At 54.6% G+C, this 15,716-nt stretch carries 15 protein-coding genes; 7 read left to right on the top strand and 8 right to left on the bottom strand.

From position 1 onward, the window contains the following. The first annotated feature begins 48 nt into the window (after nucleotides 1–48). Genes xthA through AB182_RS10010 form a run of 3 tightly spaced genes read left to right on the top strand, consistent with a single transcriptional unit; the run spans nucleotide 49 to nucleotide 2,531 of the window. Nucleotides 49–858, top strand: coding sequence for an exodeoxyribonuclease III (gene xthA, locus AB182_RS10020; RefSeq protein WP_047369943.1), 810 nt, complete (start codon nucleotides 49–51; stop codon nucleotides 856–858). A 60-nt stretch (nucleotides 859–918) separates the two neighbouring features. Further along, complete coding sequence (locus AB182_RS10015; RefSeq protein WP_047369942.1) at nucleotides 919–2,115, top strand: sulfurtransferase; 1,197 nt, start codon at nucleotides 919–921, stop codon at nucleotides 2,113–2,115. 2 nt (nucleotides 2,116–2,117) lie between these two features. After that, the gene (locus AB182_RS10010; protein WP_047369941.1) at nucleotides 2,118–2,531 is read left to right on the top strand and encodes a pyrimidine (deoxy)nucleoside triphosphate diphosphatase; all 414 of its coding nucleotides are present in this window, start codon (nucleotides 2,118–2,120) and stop codon (nucleotides 2,529–2,531) included. Here the strand turns inward: AB182_RS10010 and AB182_RS10005 are convergent. After that, entirely contained in the window at nucleotides 2,494–2,778 is a 285-nt protein-coding gene (locus AB182_RS10005; RefSeq protein WP_047369940.1) for a YnjH family protein, read from the bottom strand. The genes AB182_RS10010 and AB182_RS10005 overlap by 38 nt on opposite strands. A 235-nt stretch (nucleotides 2,779–3,013) precedes the next feature. Between AB182_RS10005 and gdhA the strand changes: the two genes are divergently transcribed. After that, nucleotides 3,014–4,357 carry an NADP-specific glutamate dehydrogenase gene (gene gdhA, locus AB182_RS10000; protein ID WP_047369939.1) on the top strand — a complete coding sequence of 448 codons (1,344 nt, stop codon included), beginning with the start codon at nucleotides 3,014–3,016 and terminating at the stop codon, nucleotides 4,355–4,357. An 88-nt stretch (nucleotides 4,358–4,445) separates the two neighbouring features. Here gdhA and AB182_RS32555 read toward each other — a convergent pair whose 3' ends face one another. The 4 genes from AB182_RS32555 to AB182_RS09985 all read right to left on the bottom strand — a co-directional run bounded on the left by AB182_RS32555 (nucleotide 4,446) and on the right by AB182_RS09985 (nucleotide 8,459). Then, complete coding sequence (locus AB182_RS32555) at nucleotides 4,446–4,616, bottom strand: hypothetical protein (RefSeq protein WP_167337872.1); 171 nt, start codon at nucleotides 4,614–4,616, stop codon at nucleotides 4,446–4,448. A 180-nt stretch (nucleotides 4,617–4,796) separates the two neighbouring features. After that, entirely contained in the window at nucleotides 4,797–6,743 is a 1,947-nt protein-coding gene (locus AB182_RS09995; protein ID WP_047369938.1) for a DNA topoisomerase III, read from the bottom strand. Between the two features lie 4 nt (nucleotides 6,744–6,747). Further along, on the bottom strand, nucleotides 6,748–7,791 hold the full coding sequence (gene selD / locus AB182_RS09990) for a selenide, water dikinase SelD (RefSeq protein ID WP_047369937.1): 1,044 nt from the start codon (nucleotides 7,789–7,791) through the stop codon (nucleotides 6,748–6,750). A 116-nt stretch (nucleotides 7,792–7,907) separates the two neighbouring features. Continuing rightward, nucleotides 7,908–8,459, bottom strand: coding sequence for an NAD(P)H nitroreductase (locus AB182_RS09985; RefSeq protein ID WP_047369936.1), 552 nt, complete (start codon nucleotides 8,457–8,459; stop codon nucleotides 7,908–7,910). 162 nt (nucleotides 8,460–8,621) lie between these two features. Between AB182_RS09985 and sppA the strand changes: the two genes are divergently transcribed. From sppA to pncA, 3 genes are all read left to right on the top strand, one after another. After that, on the top strand, nucleotides 8,622–10,475 hold the full coding sequence (gene sppA / locus AB182_RS09980; RefSeq protein WP_047369935.1) for a signal peptide peptidase SppA: 1,854 nt from the start codon (nucleotides 8,622–8,624) through the stop codon (nucleotides 10,473–10,475). 129 nt (nucleotides 10,476–10,604) lie between these two features. Further along, nucleotides 10,605–11,621: an asparaginase gene (gene ansA, locus AB182_RS09975; RefSeq protein WP_047369934.1), complete on the top strand. Its 1,017-nt coding sequence runs from the start codon at nucleotides 10,605–10,607 to the stop codon at nucleotides 11,619–11,621. 10 nt (nucleotides 11,622–11,631) lie between these two features. Continuing rightward, entirely contained in the window at nucleotides 11,632–12,273 is a 642-nt protein-coding gene (pncA, locus tag AB182_RS09970; RefSeq protein WP_047369933.1) for a bifunctional nicotinamidase/pyrazinamidase, read from the top strand. A gap of 34 nt (nucleotides 12,274–12,307) precedes the next feature. Here the strand turns inward: pncA and AB182_RS09965 are convergent, their stop codons facing one another. From AB182_RS09965 to ydjG, 3 genes are all read right to left on the bottom strand, one after another. Continuing rightward, nucleotides 12,308–13,663, bottom strand: a complete 1,356-nt coding sequence (locus tag AB182_RS09965; RefSeq protein ID WP_047369932.1) for an MFS transporter — start codon at nucleotides 13,661–13,663, stop codon at nucleotides 12,308–12,310. Nucleotides 13,664–13,833: 170 nt separating this feature from the next. After that, entirely contained in the window at nucleotides 13,834–14,592 is a 759-nt protein-coding gene (locus tag AB182_RS09960; RefSeq protein WP_047369931.1) for a DeoR/GlpR family DNA-binding transcription regulator, read from the bottom strand. A gap of 135 nt (nucleotides 14,593–14,727) precedes the next feature. After that, a complete protein-coding gene (ydjG, locus tag AB182_RS09955; protein ID WP_047369930.1) occupies nucleotides 14,728–15,711 on the bottom strand; it encodes an NADH-dependent methylglyoxal reductase in 984 nt (327 codons plus the stop codon). Nucleotides 15,712–15,716: the final 5 nt, after the last annotated feature.

The following is a 15,716-nucleotide window of genomic DNA, read 5'->3' as shown; positions in this document are numbered from 1 at the left end:
TTCTGCTAACATCCCTGCCACATTTCCCACAGCAATCTGGCGGCGACTATGAAATTTGTCTCTTTTAATATCAACGGCCTGCGAGCCCGTCCCCATCAACTTGAAGCCATTGTCGAGCAGCATCAGCCCGACGTGATCGGCCTGCAGGAGACGAAAGTCCATGATGATATGTTCCCGCTCGAAGAGGTGGCGAAACTCGGTTACAACGTCTTTTATCATGGGCAAAAAGGGCACTATGGCGTGGCGCTGCTGACCAAAGCGACGCCCGTCTCCGTTCGTCGCGGTTTCCCGGACGACGGCGAAGAAGCCCAGCGCCGTATCATCATGGCGGAAATCCCCTCTCCGTTGGGTAATATTACCGTTATCAATGGTTACTTCCCGCAGGGGGAAAGCCGCGACCACCCCACCAAATTCCCGGCCAAAGAGAAGTTTTACCAGGATCTGCAAAACTTCCTCGATAATGAGCTGAAAAAAGAGAATCCGGTCCTGATCATGGGGGATATGAACATCAGCCCAACCGACCTTGATATCGGTATCGGAGAAGAGAACCGCAAACGCTGGCTGCGGACCGGCAAGTGCTCCTTTTTACCGGAAGAGCGTGAATGGATGGGTCGCCTGGTGAACTGGGGGCTGGTGGATACCTGGCGTGCGGCAAACCCGGACAATAACGAGCGCTTCTCGTGGTTTGACTACCGCTCCAAAGGGTTTGATGACAATCGGGGGCTGCGTATAGATCTGCTGCTGGCAAGCTCACCGCTGGCGGAACGCTGCATCGAAACCGGCATCGACTATGCGATCCGCAGTATGGATAAACCCTCCGACCATGCCCCGGTATGGGCTACGTTTAAGGTCGAATAAGCGTCACTTTCCCATTGCGGCGGTCGCCTGTTATGACCGCCCCCTTGGACCTGACACGCAATGGCTAAAAACATCACCCTTTGCCAATTCCGCCAGCACAATGGCGTGGTTATCGATACTCGCGACAGCGCATTGTATAACGGCTGGCCGGATGCGCTGTACGGGACATCCGGCCACCTCCCAGGCGCGCGTAACCTTGCCGCATGCTGGCTGGACGAGATGACGGACGCACAGTTTGCCTCCTGGTCTGCCCTGCGCCCGGTAAGCGCTGAAACCCGTATCGCGCTCTATGGTGCACCGCAAGACAATGACGCGATAGAGGCCTGGTTACACCAGAAGGGACTCCATGCGCCCTGGCGTATCAGCGACGCATTTTCCTCCTCTCTTGCACTTGAGCGTCTGCCCGGTTTTCACCATATTGTTCCGGCAAGCTGGCTTAACGCGTTAATGACCCATCGCCAGGTCAGCGAGAAGCCCGTCGGTACGTGGAAGGTGATAGAAGCGGGCTGGGGTGTGCACGACGAGTTCCGGCAAGGGCATATTCCCGGCGCGGATTATCTCGACACCCTGGAGCTGGAAAACGAGCCGCTGTGGAACGTCGTCGCTTCTGAGACTCTGCGTGGCGTGCTGTCCGCGCACGGCGTTTGCTGCGATACCACGGTCATTCTCTATAGCCGTAACCCGCTTGCCGCCGCGCGCGTGGCCCATATTCTATTGTATGCCGGGGTGCAGGATGTGCGTGTACTGGACGGTGGCTGGCGAGCCTGGCTTCACGCTGGTTTTCCGGTGGCCTCCGGCGAGGCGCTATCCATCACGCCCGCCCGCGATTTTGGTGCACCGATCCCGGCGCAACCGCAGTTGATGCTTTCCCTGCCGCAGACCCGGGCGTTGTTGAACCGTAAGGATGCCTCGGTGGTGAGTGTACGTTCCTGGGCTGAGTATTCCGGCGCGACCAGTGGTTACGCGTATATTGATGTCAGGGGCGACATCCCCGGTGCGCGCTGGGGACGTGGCGGACGCGGTAAAGATGGCATCGAGGATTTTCTCAACCCTGATGCGACCTTACGCTGCGCGAATGACATTACGGCCATGTGGGACGCATGGAATATTACCGCAGACCAGCAAATCGCCTTTTACTGCGGAACCGGCTGGCGCGCCTCGCTGGCATTTATCTGCGCGCGCGCCATGGGCTGGACAAACATCGGGGTATATGATGGCGGCTGGTATGAGTGGAGTCTGCAGCACAAGAATGGATAATCATGCTTAAAACGATAGAGGTTGTCGCCGCCATTATTGAGCGCGATGGTCAGATTTTGCTGGCGCAGCGCCCGGAACAGGGCGATCAGGCGGGGCTGTGGGAATTTGCTGGCGGTAAGGTAGAAGCCGGGGAGAGCCAGTCAGACGCACTAATACGCGAACTTCGCGAAGAGCTTGGCATTGAAGCCACGCCGACGGAATATATCGCCAGCCATCAGCGCGAAGTTTCCGGGCGCATTATCAATTTGCACGCATGGCATGTGCCGACCTTCACCGGCACGCTTACCCGTCACCACCACGCGGCGCTCATCTGGTGTGCGCCGCAGGAAGCCTTTAACTGGCCGCTTGCGCCTGCAGATATCCCACTGCTGGAGGCCTTTATGGCTTCACGCGCCGCCAGACCAGCGGGTTTGTAGACACCGTGCGTTCATCGCGCTGGCACTGGAGCAGCACGCCTTCGGCTTTAATAACCGCCCCTTCGGTGTAATTCTGATTCTGATAAACGCAGCACTGATTACAGGGCTGCGAACTCTGCTGACCGCCAGAGGTAAATACTTCCGGCGGAACATTCACCTGTACATCCGGCGACAGATGTCGCTCCGCACTGGCCCCCGCTGAGACGAACATCAGCACACAACCCCAACCCCACAGTGAACGCTTCATAGCATTTTCTTCCTGAATAGAACCCTTTATCACTATAACGTATCTCTATTAACGAACCGCATTTTCTTTCATCATCGGTTTTTGTTATGACTTGGCACCTATTATTAATTTGATATCGCTGACCTATTTTTGCTTGCTTTACCGCATATTGCAGATGATATAGTCGAAAAACGCTGATTTTTTAGCTCACAACAACCATAAAATCACACCATCAACATAAGAGGCTCTTATATCTATGGAACAGACATGCTCTCTTGAATCGTTTCTTTCCCACGTTCAAAAGCGCGATCCGCATCAGCCCGAGTTCGCTCAGGCCGTACGTGAAGTAATGACCACACTGTGGCCTTTTCTCGAACAAAACCCGCGTTATCGTCAGTTATCACTGCTGGAAAGGCTGGTTGAGCCGGAACGTGTTATTCAATTCCGCGTCGTGTGGGTGGACGATAAAAACCAGGTGCAGGTTAACCGCGCGTGGCGTGTGCAATTTAACTCCGCCATTGGTCCGTTTAAGGGCGGCATGCGTTTCCATCCGTCAGTCAATTTGTCGATCCTCAAATTCCTTGGTTTCGAGCAGACCTTCAAAAATGCCCTCACCACCCTGCCGATGGGCGGTGGTAAAGGCGGCAGCGATTTTGATCCTAAAGGGAAAAGCGACGCGGAAGTGATGCGTTTCTGCCAGTCGCTCATGACCGAACTGTATCGCCATCTGGGTCCGGATACCGATGTCCCGGCAGGTGATATGGGCGTAGGCGCGCGTGAAGTGGGCTTTATGGCCGGGATGATGAAAAAACTCTCCAACAATAATGCCTGCGTGTTCACCGGCAAAGGGCTCTCCTTCGGCGGCAGTTTAATTCGCCCGGAAGCCACGGGCTACGGCCTGGTCTATTTCACCGAGGCGATGCTCAAACGTCATGGTATGGGTCTGGAAGGCCTGCGCGTGGCCGTTTCTGGCTCCGGTAACGTGGCGCAATATGCTATCGAAAAAGCGATGGCCTTTGGCGCACGCGTGGTTACCGCTTCTGATTCCAACGGTACCGTGGTCGATGAAGCGGGCTTCACCCGCGAAAAACTGGCGCGTCTGATTGAAATTAAAGAGCAGCAGCATGGACGCGTGGCGGATTACGCCCGTGAGTTTGGTCTGCAGTACCTTGAAGGTCAGCAGCCCTGGTCAGTGCCGGTCGATGTTGCTCTGCCGTGCGCCACCCAGAACGAACTGGATGTCGATGCCGCACGTACGCTTATCGCTAACGGCGTGAAAGCAGTCGCTGAGGGCGCCAATATGCCAACCACGATTGCGGCGACCGATCTGTTCCTGGACGCAGGCGTCCTGTTTGCGCCGGGTAAAGCGGCGAATGCCGGAGGGGTGGCAACATCAGGGCTGGAAATGGCACAGAACGCGGCGCGTCTTGGCTGGAAAGCAGAAAAAGTGGATGCGCGGCTGCACCACATAATGCTGGATATTCACCACGCCTGTGTGGAGTACGGCGGCGATGGTAAGCAGACTCACTATGTTCGCGGCGCCAATATTGCGGGCTTCGTGAAAGTGGCGGATGCGATGATAGGTCAGGGGCTTATCTGAGTCATTCTGCCGGGCGGCACGGCGTCGCCCCGGCTTTCCTGTTCCATGCCCGGTAAGCGCAACGCCGCCGGGCAATCTCATCAGGCGTTCAGTTCACCACCAGCGATGAGACAATTTCCCTGTGACGTTTAAGAATGATCGCGATTTGCTCATCCGCGGTGAGTTCGTTGAACATTTTTTCTTTGCGATCGGATTGCGCGTTGCGCACAGTGGCGGGGATACGTACTTCGCTTCTTTCTATGGCTTTTTGCTCGCTCATTTTCCAGTCCTGCTACTCAATGGTCTGTGTTCGCGCGCATAATAATCCCGTTTCGCCGTGACAGGAAGACGACGCCATCACGTCTTTTTACGAATTGTGCAAGTTAACGTCATCTTTGGGCAAAATCACGGTGTTTCCCCCGTGACCGCCCCTCTTCTTATGCATATGCTGATACGCGCTTCAGGCAGCGGGCTGCGGAGGCGTTGGGTCATCTTTGCGCGGTTTACGTGTTGCCCGCTTACCCGATGTTTTTTTCTTCTCACCCGCCGGGGCGGTAATCCCCCGAAACCGCTGCACCGGCGTATTGCGAGCCTGATGAATCAGCTCATGCAACGTGCCAACCAGCGGCTGCATAAAGTCCTGATAACGACACTGCTTCTCGCTTATTTGCGTCAGCACAGACTCCCAGTGCGCGGTCATATCCGGTCTGGCGGCCATCTCCGGCAGAGAGTGAATCAACGCACGTCCGGCGTCAGTCGAGAGGATATAGCGCCCTTTTTTATTCAGAAAACCGCGCTTAAACAGCAGTTCGATAATGCCTGCGCGGGTGGCCTCGGTACCCAGACCGTCCGTTGCTCGCAAGATTTTTTTTAGCTCTTTGTCCTGCACAAAGCGGGCAATACCCGTCATCGCGGAAAGCAGCGTCGCATCAGTAAAGTGGCGCGGTGGCTGGGTCTGACGCTCCACGACCTCACCTTTTTCACACAAAAGTTCGTCGCCTTTCGCCACGACCGGCAGCGGCGTGCCATCGTTCTCTTCGTCACGCTCTTTGGCCCCCAGCAGCGTGCGCCAGCCCGCTTCGGCAAGGAAACGCGCTTTGGCGATAAATTTGCCGTTGGCAATATCGAGGTCGATCTGGCATTTACGGAACAGCGCATCGGGACAAAACTGCATCAGATACTGACGCGCAATCAGAGTGTAAACATTGGCCTCACCTTCGCTCAGGTTTACCTTTGAACTGCGCGCGGTGGGAATAATGGCGTGGTGGGCATCCACCTTTTTGTCATCCCAGCAGCGATTACGCAAATCGGCGTTCACCACAGGCTGCGGCAGAAGATCCGGTGCATGAGCACCAATCGCGTTCATCACCGCATGACGCCCGGCATAATGTTCTTCTGGTAAATAACGGCAATCCGAACGCGGGTAGGTAATCAGCTTGTGGGTTTCATACAGCTTCTGGCAGATATCGAGAACGTTCTGCGCGCTCAGGCCATAGCGTTTCGCGGCTTCAATTTGCAGCGCTGAAAGCGAAAAAGGTAACGGCGCCGGTTCTGATTCCCGTTTATCGTTATAGGCGGTAACATTCGCTGGCTGCCCGGAAATACGCGCGACCACGTGCTCAGCCAGCGGGCGGTGCAGCAAACGCCCCTCTTCATCCTGATAAGGTTCACAGGCCTCGCTCGGCTGCCACAGGGCGGTGAACCGCTCCCCTGCCGGGGTGACAATATGCGCCTTCACTTCGAAAAAATCTTTTGCCACGAAGTTCTCGATCTCTTCGTCGCGGCGCACCACCAGGCCAAGAACTGGCGTCTGTACGCGACCAACGGAAAGCACCCCCTGATACCCGGCGTTACGCCCAAGCAATGTATACGCGCGCGTCATGTTGATGCCGTACAGCCAGTCGGCGCGGGCGCGGGCCAGTGCCGAAACGCACAAAGGAATAAATTCGCTGTTAGCGCGCAGGCGTGAAATCGCGCGCTCCACCGCCTGGGGGTTAAGATCGTTAATCAGGCAGCGCTGGACCTGCTGACGCTTTTGCGGCGACAGTTCAAGGTAATCGAGTACTTCATCAACCAGCAACTGCCCTTCTCTGTCCGGGTCACCGGCGTGGACGACTTCCGTCGCCTCAGAGAGCAGACGCTTGATCACATTAATCTGTTTGGTTACCGAGGGACGTGGCTGGAGCCGCCATTTTTCGGGTACGATAGGCAGATCCGCCAGGTTCCAGCGCGCATAGCGGCTGTCGTAGACATCCGGCTGCGCCTGCTCCAGTAGATGACCAATACACCAGGTCACCACCTGCCCGTTGCCACATTCAATATAGCCGTCGCCTTTGCGATGCGGCTTGGGTAGCACATCCGCAATGGCGCGGCCCAGACTGGGTTTTTCGGCAATAAACAACCGCATTGGATTAACGGATCTCAATCATCGGACGCCCTGCGCGTGCGCTAACCAGCTCGCCCACCGCCGCAAGGGTAATGCCATATTCTGCCGCCGTGGCGTAAACGTCGCCTTCTGCCTCGGCGTTCACCGCCAGCAATAAACCGCCAGAGGTTTGTGGATCGCAGAGTAAATCACGCACCGCATCCGGCATCTCGCCCATCAAATGGCCGTAGCTGGCGAAATTACGCTGGGTGCCGCCTGGTACCGCACCAAGCGCAATGTACTCTTCAACACCCGGTAATTTCGGCACATCCTGATACCAGATTTGCGCCTGTACGCCTGCGCCCTGGCACATTTCACTGAGGTGGCCCAACAGACCAAAACCGGTAACATCGGTCATTGCCTTCACACCGCTGATGCCCGCAAACGCGGCGCCGGCCAGGTTCATCTGGCACATCACCTCCGTTGCCAGCCCAATGTGTTCGGGTTTCAACAGCGATTTTTTCTCGGCGGTCGTCAGCACGCCAATGCCGAGCGGTTTAGTAAGGAAGAGTCGGCAGCCCGCCTGCGCGGTACTGTTTTTCTTGATGCGCTCGGTCGGCACCACGCCCGTCACCGCCAGCCCGAAAATGGGCTCTGGCGCATCAATAGAGTGCCCACCCGCCAGCGCAATACCCGCCAGTCGGCAGGCATGGCGGCCACCTTCGACAACTTCACGGGCAATTTCAGGCGCCAGTTTGTTGACAGGCCAGCCTAAAATCGCGATCGCCATGATCGGTTTGCCCCCCATGGCGAAAATGTCGCTAATGGCGTTAGTGGCGGCGATCCGGCCAAAATCGAAAGGATTGTCGACAATGGGCATAAAAAAGTCGGTTGTGCTGATAACGCTGGTGCCATTGCCGAGATCGTATACCGCCGCGTCATCGCGGGTTTCGTTCCCCACAAGAAGGTTCGGGTCGATAAACTTCGCTTGCTCGCTATGCAGAATAGTATCGAGCACTTTGGGGGAAATTTTACAACCACAACCCGCTCCGTGGCTGTATTGCGTCAGACGAATACCGTGTTCGTTCATGGACAACTCCTGTCAGGACAATCCGGCTATGGTAACGCCCAAAACGTTGCATGATAAGCGTGACTGTCCGAATTGCGGCGATTCGCTCACAATCCAGACAGTTTTACCAACAAGTATCAGAAATAACGGACGAAGGGCGCGGTATCCGGCGTGCTAATGGTCGTGGAGGCTTTAAGTTGCGGGGTGCCAAGGTATAAGAAACCGACCACTTTATCCTGCGCGCGGCAGTTCAGTGCGTCGCGCACAACCGGACTGTCGGTCAATGGACCGGTGCGCCAGATGCCGTTGAAACCCTGCGCCAGCGCCGCCATCTGCATCGCCATCACAGCACAGCCTGCCGAGAGCAGTTGTTCCCACTGCGGCACTTTCGGGTTCTCTTCACATTTCGCCACCACGGCGATAATCATCGGCGCACGGGACGGGGAAGTCCGTGCTTTTTCTACCGCTTTTTCGTCCAGCCCGGCGCTGAGGGCGCCCTGCTCAAGCGTCCTGCCAAAGCGAGCAAGGCCCTCGCCTTCAATAATGAAAAATTGCCACGGCTGTAGCGTGCCGTGGTCCGGCGCACGCATCCCCGCGCGGATAATATTGTCCAGTTGTTCGCCTGTCGGTGCCGGTTCAGCCAACCGGGAAGCGCTACGGCGGTTGACGAGCAGTTCTAGTGCATCCATTAGTTAAACTCCTGTATTGAAATTTGTTCCTAAAATTAACACGTGCGTAGATTTTGTTACAGCACCAGCAGCGATTCCTGCTGACAACAGGAGCCAGGCTAATTAGGATAACCACACTTGTCGCTCAGGGCAGCGGCAAACGTTACTAACCAGGGAGAATACATGCGAACCCTTTGGCGCTTTATTGCCGTTTTTTTTAAGTGGACATGGCGATTGCTGAACTTTATCCGCAATCTGGTGCTCAATTTGTTCTTTATTTTATTGGTGCTGGTCGGCGTCGGTCTGTGGATGCAGTTTAGCGACAGCAAAGCAGAACATGCCAGCCGGGGTGCGTTATTGATGGATATTACCGGCGTGGTAGTGGATAAACCGTCTGCCAGCAACCGACTCGGCGCACTGGGCCGCCAGTTCTTTGGCGCAAGCTCCGACCGTCTGCAGGAAAACTCGCTGTTCGATATCGTCGACACCATTCGTCAGGCGCAATCAGACCGGAATATCACCGGGATTGTGCTGGATTTGAAAAACTTCGCCGGAGCGGATCAGCCTTCTATGCAGTATATCGGTAAGGCGCTGCGTGAGTTCCGCGACAGCGGTAAGCCGGTTTATGCGGTGGGCGATAACTACAGCCAGGGCCAGTATTACCTTGCGAGCTTTGCCAATAAGATTTGGCTCTCGCCGCAAGGGGTGGTTGATCTGCATGGCTTCGCCACTAACGGGCTGTATTACAAATCCCTGCTCGACAAACTGAAAGTGAGCACCCATGTGTTCCGCGTCGGAACCTATAAATCCGCCGTCGAGCCGTTTATCCGCGACGACATGTCTCCGGCCGCGCGCGATGCCGACAGCCGTTGGGTAGGCGAACTCTGGCAAAATTATCTCAATACCATCGCCGCCAACCGCCAGGTTACCGCACAGCAGATCTTCCCAGGCGCCCAAGGCGTGCTGGACGGGCTGCGTAAAGTTGATGGCGATACGGCTAAATACGCGCTGGATAACAAACTGGTGGACGAACTGGGTTCAAGCGCCGATGCGGAAAAAGCGCTGACCAAACAGTTCGGCTGGGATGATAAAGACAAAAATTTCCGCGCCATCAGCTATTACGATTATCAGTTGAAAAAACCGAGCGATATGGGCGACGCCGTCGCTGTCGTCTTTGCAAATGGCGCGATCATGGACGGTAATGAAACCCCGGGGAACGTGGGGGGTGATACTACCGCGTCGCAGATCCGCGATGCACGACTGGATCCGAAAGTGAAAGCCATTGTCCTGCGTGTTAATAGCCCTGGCGGCAGCGTAAGCGCCTCGGAAGTAATTCGCTCTGAACTGGCCGCAGCGCGCGCGGCAGGCAAACCGGTCGTGGTCTCCATGGGCGGTATGGCGGCATCCGGCGGTTACTGGATCTCAACGCCTGCGAACTACATCGTGGCCAATGCCAGCACACTGACCGGGTCGATTGGCATTTTCGGTGTCATCAATACGCTGGAGAACAGCCTTGACAGCATTGGCGTACATACCGACGGCGTGGCAACGTCACCGCTGGCGGATGTCAGCATGACCAAAGCGCTGCCGCCGGAAGTTCAGCAGATGATGCAGATAAGCATTGAGAACGGCTACAAACGCTTTATCACTCTGGTTGCTCAGTCGCGTAACAGTACGCCGGAACAGATTGATAAAATCGCCCAGGGTCACGTCTGGACCGGGCAGGATGCGAAAGCCAACGGGCTGGTCGACGGGTTGGGTGATTTCGACGATGCGCTGAGCAAAGCGGCAGAGCTGGCGAAACTCAAACAGTGGCATGTGGACTGGTATCAGGATGAGCCCTCATTCTTTGATCGCGTGATGGACAGCATGTCAGGTTCCGTACGCGCTATGTTGCCACAGGCATTGCAGGCGTATCTGCCTGCGCCACTGGCCAATGCGGCGGTTCAGGTCAAAGCTGAAACAGACAAACTGGCGGCGTTTAATGATCCGCAAAACCGTTACGCGTTTTGCCTGACCTGCGCCAACATTCGCTAATAAACTGAACATTTTGTATGCAGGCGGAGATCGGCATCACGCTGACTCCGCCTTTTCTTCGCGCTTTCGCTGCATCATTCATTCACTGCGTATATACTCCCCCCACTCTGCGACAACACATTTTCTATCATGCAAAAGAAATCGATTTATGTTGCCTACACTGGCGGTACCATCGGTATGCAACGCTCCGAACACGGCTATGTTCCCGTCTCCGGTCATCTGCAACGCCAACTGGCGTTAATGCCTGAATTCCATCGCCCCGAAATGCCTGACTTCACCATCCACGAATATGATCCGTTGATGGACTCCTCCGATATGACGCCGGAGGACTGGCAGCATATCGCTGACGATATCAAAGCCCATTACAACGATTATGATGGCTTTGTCATCCTGCACGGCACCGACACCATGGCATACACTGCCTCGGCGCTGTCGTTTATGCTGGAAAACCTGAGTAAGCCGGTTATCGTCACCGGCTCGCAAATTCCGCTGGCGGAACTGCGTTCCGACGGGCAGATTAATTTGCTCAACTCGCTGTACGTGGCGGCCAACTTCCCGATTAACGAAGTGACGTTGTTTTTTAACAACCGCCTCTATCGCGGTAACCGCACGACGAAAGCGCATGCTGACGGTTTCGACGCCTTTGCCTCGCCGAATCTGTCGCCGCTGCTGGAAGCGGGAATTCATATTCGTCGCCTCAATACGCCACCTGCGCCGCACGGTAGCGGCGAACTGATTGTCCATCCGATCACCCCGCAGCCGATTGGCGTGGTGACGATTTATCCTGGCATCTCGGCAGACGTGGTAAGAAACTTCCTGCGTCAACCCGTTAAAGCGCTGATCCTGCGCTCTTATGGTGTGGGCAACGCGCCGCAAAACGGCGAGTTCCTCAAAGAGTTACAGGAAGCCAGTGCGCGTGGCATTGTGGTGGTTAACCTGACGCAGTGTATGTCGGGTAAGGTTAATATGGGCGGTTACGCTACCGGCAACGCACTGGCGCACGCAGGCGTAATTGGCGGTGCGGATATGACGGTAGAGGCCACCCTGACTAAACTGCATTATCTGTTGAGCCAGGATCTGGACGCGGCCGCGATTCGAAGCGCCATGACACAGAATCTGCGCGGTGAACTCACCGCAGACGAATAAGGAAACCCCGATGAAACAACGCGCGTTGCTCCTGGTCGACCTGCAAAATGATTTCTGTGCAGGCGGCGCACTGGCCGTGGCAGAAGGTGACAGCACGGTCGATGTGGCGAACACGCTGATTGACTGGTGCCAGGCACGCGGCGAACCTGTACTGGCGACGCAGGACTGGCACCCGGCTAATCATGGCAGTTTCGCCAGTCAGCATCAGGTTGCGCCCTTTTCACAAGGTGTGCTTGATGGCCTGGCGCAAACCTTCTGGCCGGATCATTGCGTACAGCACAGCGAAGGCGCGGCGTTACATCCCCTGTTGAAAGCCTCAGCAATGGATGCGGTGTTTCACAAGGGGCAGAATCCGGCTATCGATAGCTACAGCGCTTTTTTTGATAACGGACATCGGCAGAAAACCGGGCTCGACGACTGGTTGCGTCAGCATGGCATTGCTGAGCTAACCATCATGGGGCTCGCCACCGATTATTGCGTGAAATTTACCGTGCTGGATGCGCTGAAACTGGGTTATCGTGTTAACGTCATTACCGACGGCTGCCGTGGGGTGAACATCAATGCGCAGGATAGCGCGCATGCCTTTATGGAGATGTCAGCCGAAGGTGCAACACTTTATACGCTGGCTGACTGGCAGGAAACGCAAGCCTGATAGTGTCGTCCGGCCCACAAACCGGACGACATTTTCACGACAGCTCCGAAATCTTTTCCAGCGATATCATCCGCGTTTCAATCCCAAACAGAAACAGGATCAGCGAGCAGCACACCAGCATCACCCCCAGCGCCGAAAAGACCGCGTATGTGCCGTAGTGGGTCAATAATGCCGCCACGCCGTACGGGGTGAAGACGGCGACGATACGCCCCACCGCATTCACAAAGCCGGAGCCTCGCAGGCGCAAATGGGTCGGCCATAATTCAGGGACGTATACCGCCGAGGCGAAGCAGACATACATGTAGAGGAAGAAAATGAGCACCAGACCGAGGGATAAAATGGCCCACTCCTCTTTTTGCAGCGAATAGTAATAGCCCAGCACCGCCACAATCAGCAGCAGAATGGAACCAAACCAGCGGCGCGGGAATTTATCGATAATCATCGCGGCAATGAAAATCCCCAGGGGGGCACCAATCATAATAATGGCGGTCATAAAGATCGATTTGGTGACATCAATCCCCGAGTTAACGAATATTGTGGGGATCCACACGGTAATGGTATAGAGCGAAAAATTCATTGCCACCAGTACCGTGATCGCCACCAGCGTTCTGCGCAGCATATCGCCGCGAAAGAGCTGCCAGAAACTGCCTTTTTCCGTCCCGGCAGATCGATGCGCGACGGGTTTTATCTCCGCCAGGGCTATGTTTTTCTCCCGGCTAACCTGCTGCTCAATCTCGCATACCACCTGCTGTGCAACATCGCCTTTGCCCTTCCCCGCCAGCCAACGCGGTGATTCAATAAAATAACGCCCCGACAGCCACCAGGCGACCAGCATCGATACCCCGCCCAGCAAAAACATGACCCGCCAGCTCAAATAACCGATCACCACCACGCCGATAGCGGCCGAGAGCATCGGGGACCAGTTGCCGACAAACGACAGGCGCGCGGACCATTTGCCACGGATAGCTGCGGGAATAAATTCGGTGAAAGAGGCGTATCCCACCATAATCAGCGCCCCCATTCCGGTCCCCATCAGACAGCGCAGGAAAATAAGCCAGTACATGTCCGGGGAAAAGGTGGCAGCGGTGGCGGTAAATCCGACGATCAGCAAATTGATGCGAAACGCCTTGCGCCGCCCCAGATAATCGCCAACAAATCCCCCCATCAGCGAGCCAATGAAATAGCCGAGCATCAGGGCGGAGGTGAACGCCGCATTGAGGTAATTATTTGACCAGCCATTACTGACCAGTTTTGCCAGCACGACATTTCCCGAATAGCTGAGAAAACCGGTAATTAATAAACTCAGTCCGATAATGCCAAATATCCGGTAATGAAAAGATGAGAGTGGCAAACGATCCATGCGGATGCCAATATGGTCATATTGTTCCATTATCTATGCCTCAAAATATGCCTGGTGAAAGTCACAACCACAATAACGAATATGCATTCGCTCAGTCCGTTTAACGATTTTTTTACACCAGGAATCATTAACCATATTTGAGGGATAATGACCAACAGGCTGCCACGCACATTCGCGCGATATTCAGCCCACCCCCAAACTTAATAAATCAGTTGAATATTGTTTTTCTGACAAAATGAAATCCACTGATCGCCTGGTTTTTTATCCGTAATAATATAATTAATGTGGCTAAAATCGACGAGCTGAACAAAGGCCTTACGGTCAAATTTTGAATGATCCACCAGCAAAGCAACTTCTGTCGCCTGGCTGATCATCATTTTTTTTATTTCTGCTTCTGCTTCGTTGGAATCAAGCGCACCGCTGTCGATGTCCAGACCTTTACAGCTCATCACCATAATATCGACATGGTATTTACCAATAATTTCTTTAGTAATGCGCCCCTGAAAAGAAAGCGTATTCTTATTAAACTCGCCCCCGGTTGATACGATATTAATGTCCGACTGTGCCAGTTCGCGAAAGGCTTCGGTTGAGTTAGTCAACAGCGTCAGGTCTTTGCGGTCTTTTAATAATTTCAACAGCTCCATTGCGGTAGTACTGGAATCTGCAGACATCGTGGTCTTGTTATTAATAAACGGCAGCGCATTTAGCGCAATAACCTGCTTCTCTTCAAAAAAAGATTTCGCGCGTTTATAAAAATGAACGTTATCCGTGATGCTGGCACTGTTGAGCACCGCACCACCATAGGTGCGGGTAATGATCCCTTCGGCTTCCAGCTTTTCTAAATCGCGACGGATAGTCTCTTCGGTAACCTGAAAGAGCTGGCTCAGTTGAGTCACCTGCACTTTCTTTTCGTTGGTTACCATCTGTTTAATGGTTTGCAATCGGTCCTTTGCAGCCACGGTATGCCTCTGCTTCGTTTAATAACATGCTATCCAGGCAGTATGTCACACGCCATGTTTACTTTCAAAAGAATATGTTTGAATCACAGATTTATTCATGTATTTCCGAGAAACAAAGACACACCGTCATTTCTGTTACTTATTAATAAGCGCGTCAGCCATCTCTTTCATTAATAATGCATCGGCATCACTGAGATTAATGGCCGTTGCCCGCACATTTTCCCGCACCTGCTGCGGTGAGGTCGCGCCGCTCAAAATAGAAATCAGACTGCTTTGTTTCAATATCCACGCTAGTGCGAGTGTGGGTACCGTGCAATCGTACTTTTTACACAGCGGCTGCCATTTCTCCAGCATATCAATAACCTGTAGCATATTATCATGCTGGAACCACACTTTATTTGCCTGCGCACCCACCGGAACATAGTCGCGCGTCACAGTGCCGGTCAGCAGTCCCTGCTCCAGCGGTGAATAGACTTGCAGGACAATGCCGTGCTTCTGGCAAAGCGGCAGTATGTCACGCTCGATTTGCCGATCAAGGAGGCTGTATTTCGCCTGTACTATATCCAGTTCGCCATGACGCAGGTACTCTTCGATATGTCCGATGTCCACATTTGCCGCGCCGATGGACTTGATCTTGCCCTCTTTCTTCAACGCGTTAAGCACTGCGACGGTTTCTGCAATTGGGGTAAAGAACGGCGGCACCGACTGCCAGTGGGTCATGTAGATATCGATGCAGTCAATCCGCAGGCGTTGCAGGCTGGCGTCCACCTCTTCGCGGATAGATTCCGGCGTGAGGTTTTTATACAGCTGGCGGTCGCCCACTTTATTAAACAGGCTGCCTTCACGCTCCCACACAATGCCGCACTTGGTTTCGACAATCACCTCGTCGCGCGGTAAGTCAGTCAATGCCTGGCCGACAATGCGCTCACTGTTACCGAAGTTGTACCCCGGTGCGGTATCAATCAGGTTGATGCCGCAGCGGTGCGCTTCCACGATTGTATCGATACAAACCTGGGTATCCAGGTCGCCATTCCAGGCGGGACCACCGCCGATGGCCCAGGTACCCAGACCGAGTTGCGAAACGGCAAGCTGGGTTTTTCCCAACGGTATCATTTTCATGCTTT

The organism is Phytobacter ursingii, from assembly GCF_001022135.1.
Taxonomy (GTDB): Bacteria; Pseudomonadota; Gammaproteobacteria; order Enterobacterales; family Enterobacteriaceae; genus Phytobacter; species Phytobacter ursingii.
This window is presented reverse-complemented; position numbering and strand designations above follow the sequence as displayed.

What these genes read in the sequence shown, in the direction of transcription:
- AB182_RS10005 (WP_047369940.1), bottom strand. Translation starts at nt 2,778, where the DNA reads ATGAAGCGTTCACTGTGGGGTTGGGGTTGTGTGCTGATGTTCGTCTCA.
- AB182_RS09985 (WP_047369936.1), bottom strand. Translation starts at nt 8,459, where the DNA reads ATGGATGCACTAGAACTGCTCGTCAACCGCCGTAGCGCTTCCCGGTTG.
- ydjG (WP_047369930.1), bottom strand. Translation starts at nt 15,711, where the DNA reads ATGAAAATGATACCGTTGGGAAAAACCCAGCTTGCCGTTTCGCAACTC.
- sppA (WP_047369935.1), top strand. Translation starts at nt 8,622, where the DNA reads ATGCGAACCCTTTGGCGCTTTATTGCCGTTTTTTTTAAGTGGACATGG.
- xthA (WP_047369943.1), top strand. Translation starts at nt 49, where the DNA reads ATGAAATTTGTCTCTTTTAATATCAACGGCCTGCGAGCCCGTCCCCAT.
- AB182_RS09995 (WP_047369938.1), bottom strand. Translation starts at nt 6,743, where the DNA reads ATGCGGTTGTTTATTGCCGAAAAACCCAGTCTGGGCCGCGCCATTGCG.
- ansA (WP_047369934.1), top strand. Translation starts at nt 10,605, where the DNA reads ATGCAAAAGAAATCGATTTATGTTGCCTACACTGGCGGTACCATCGGT.
- AB182_RS10010 (WP_047369941.1), top strand. Translation starts at nt 2,118, where the DNA reads ATGCTTAAAACGATAGAGGTTGTCGCCGCCATTATTGAGCGCGATGGT.
- AB182_RS09965 (WP_047369932.1), bottom strand. Translation starts at nt 13,663, where the DNA reads ATGGAACAATATGACCATATTGGCATCCGCATGGATCGTTTGCCACTC.
- AB182_RS32555 (WP_167337872.1), bottom strand. Translation starts at nt 4,616, where the DNA reads ATGAGCGAGCAAAAAGCCATAGAAAGAAGCGAAGTACGTATCCCCGCC.
- selD (WP_047369937.1), bottom strand. Translation starts at nt 7,791, where the DNA reads ATGAACGAACACGGTATTCGTCTGACGCAATACAGCCACGGAGCGGGT.
- gdhA (WP_047369939.1), top strand. Translation starts at nt 3,014, where the DNA reads ATGGAACAGACATGCTCTCTTGAATCGTTTCTTTCCCACGTTCAAAAG.
- pncA (WP_047369933.1), top strand. Translation starts at nt 11,632, where the DNA reads ATGAAACAACGCGCGTTGCTCCTGGTCGACCTGCAAAATGATTTCTGT.
- AB182_RS10015 (WP_047369942.1), top strand. Translation starts at nt 919, where the DNA reads ATGGCTAAAAACATCACCCTTTGCCAATTCCGCCAGCACAATGGCGTG.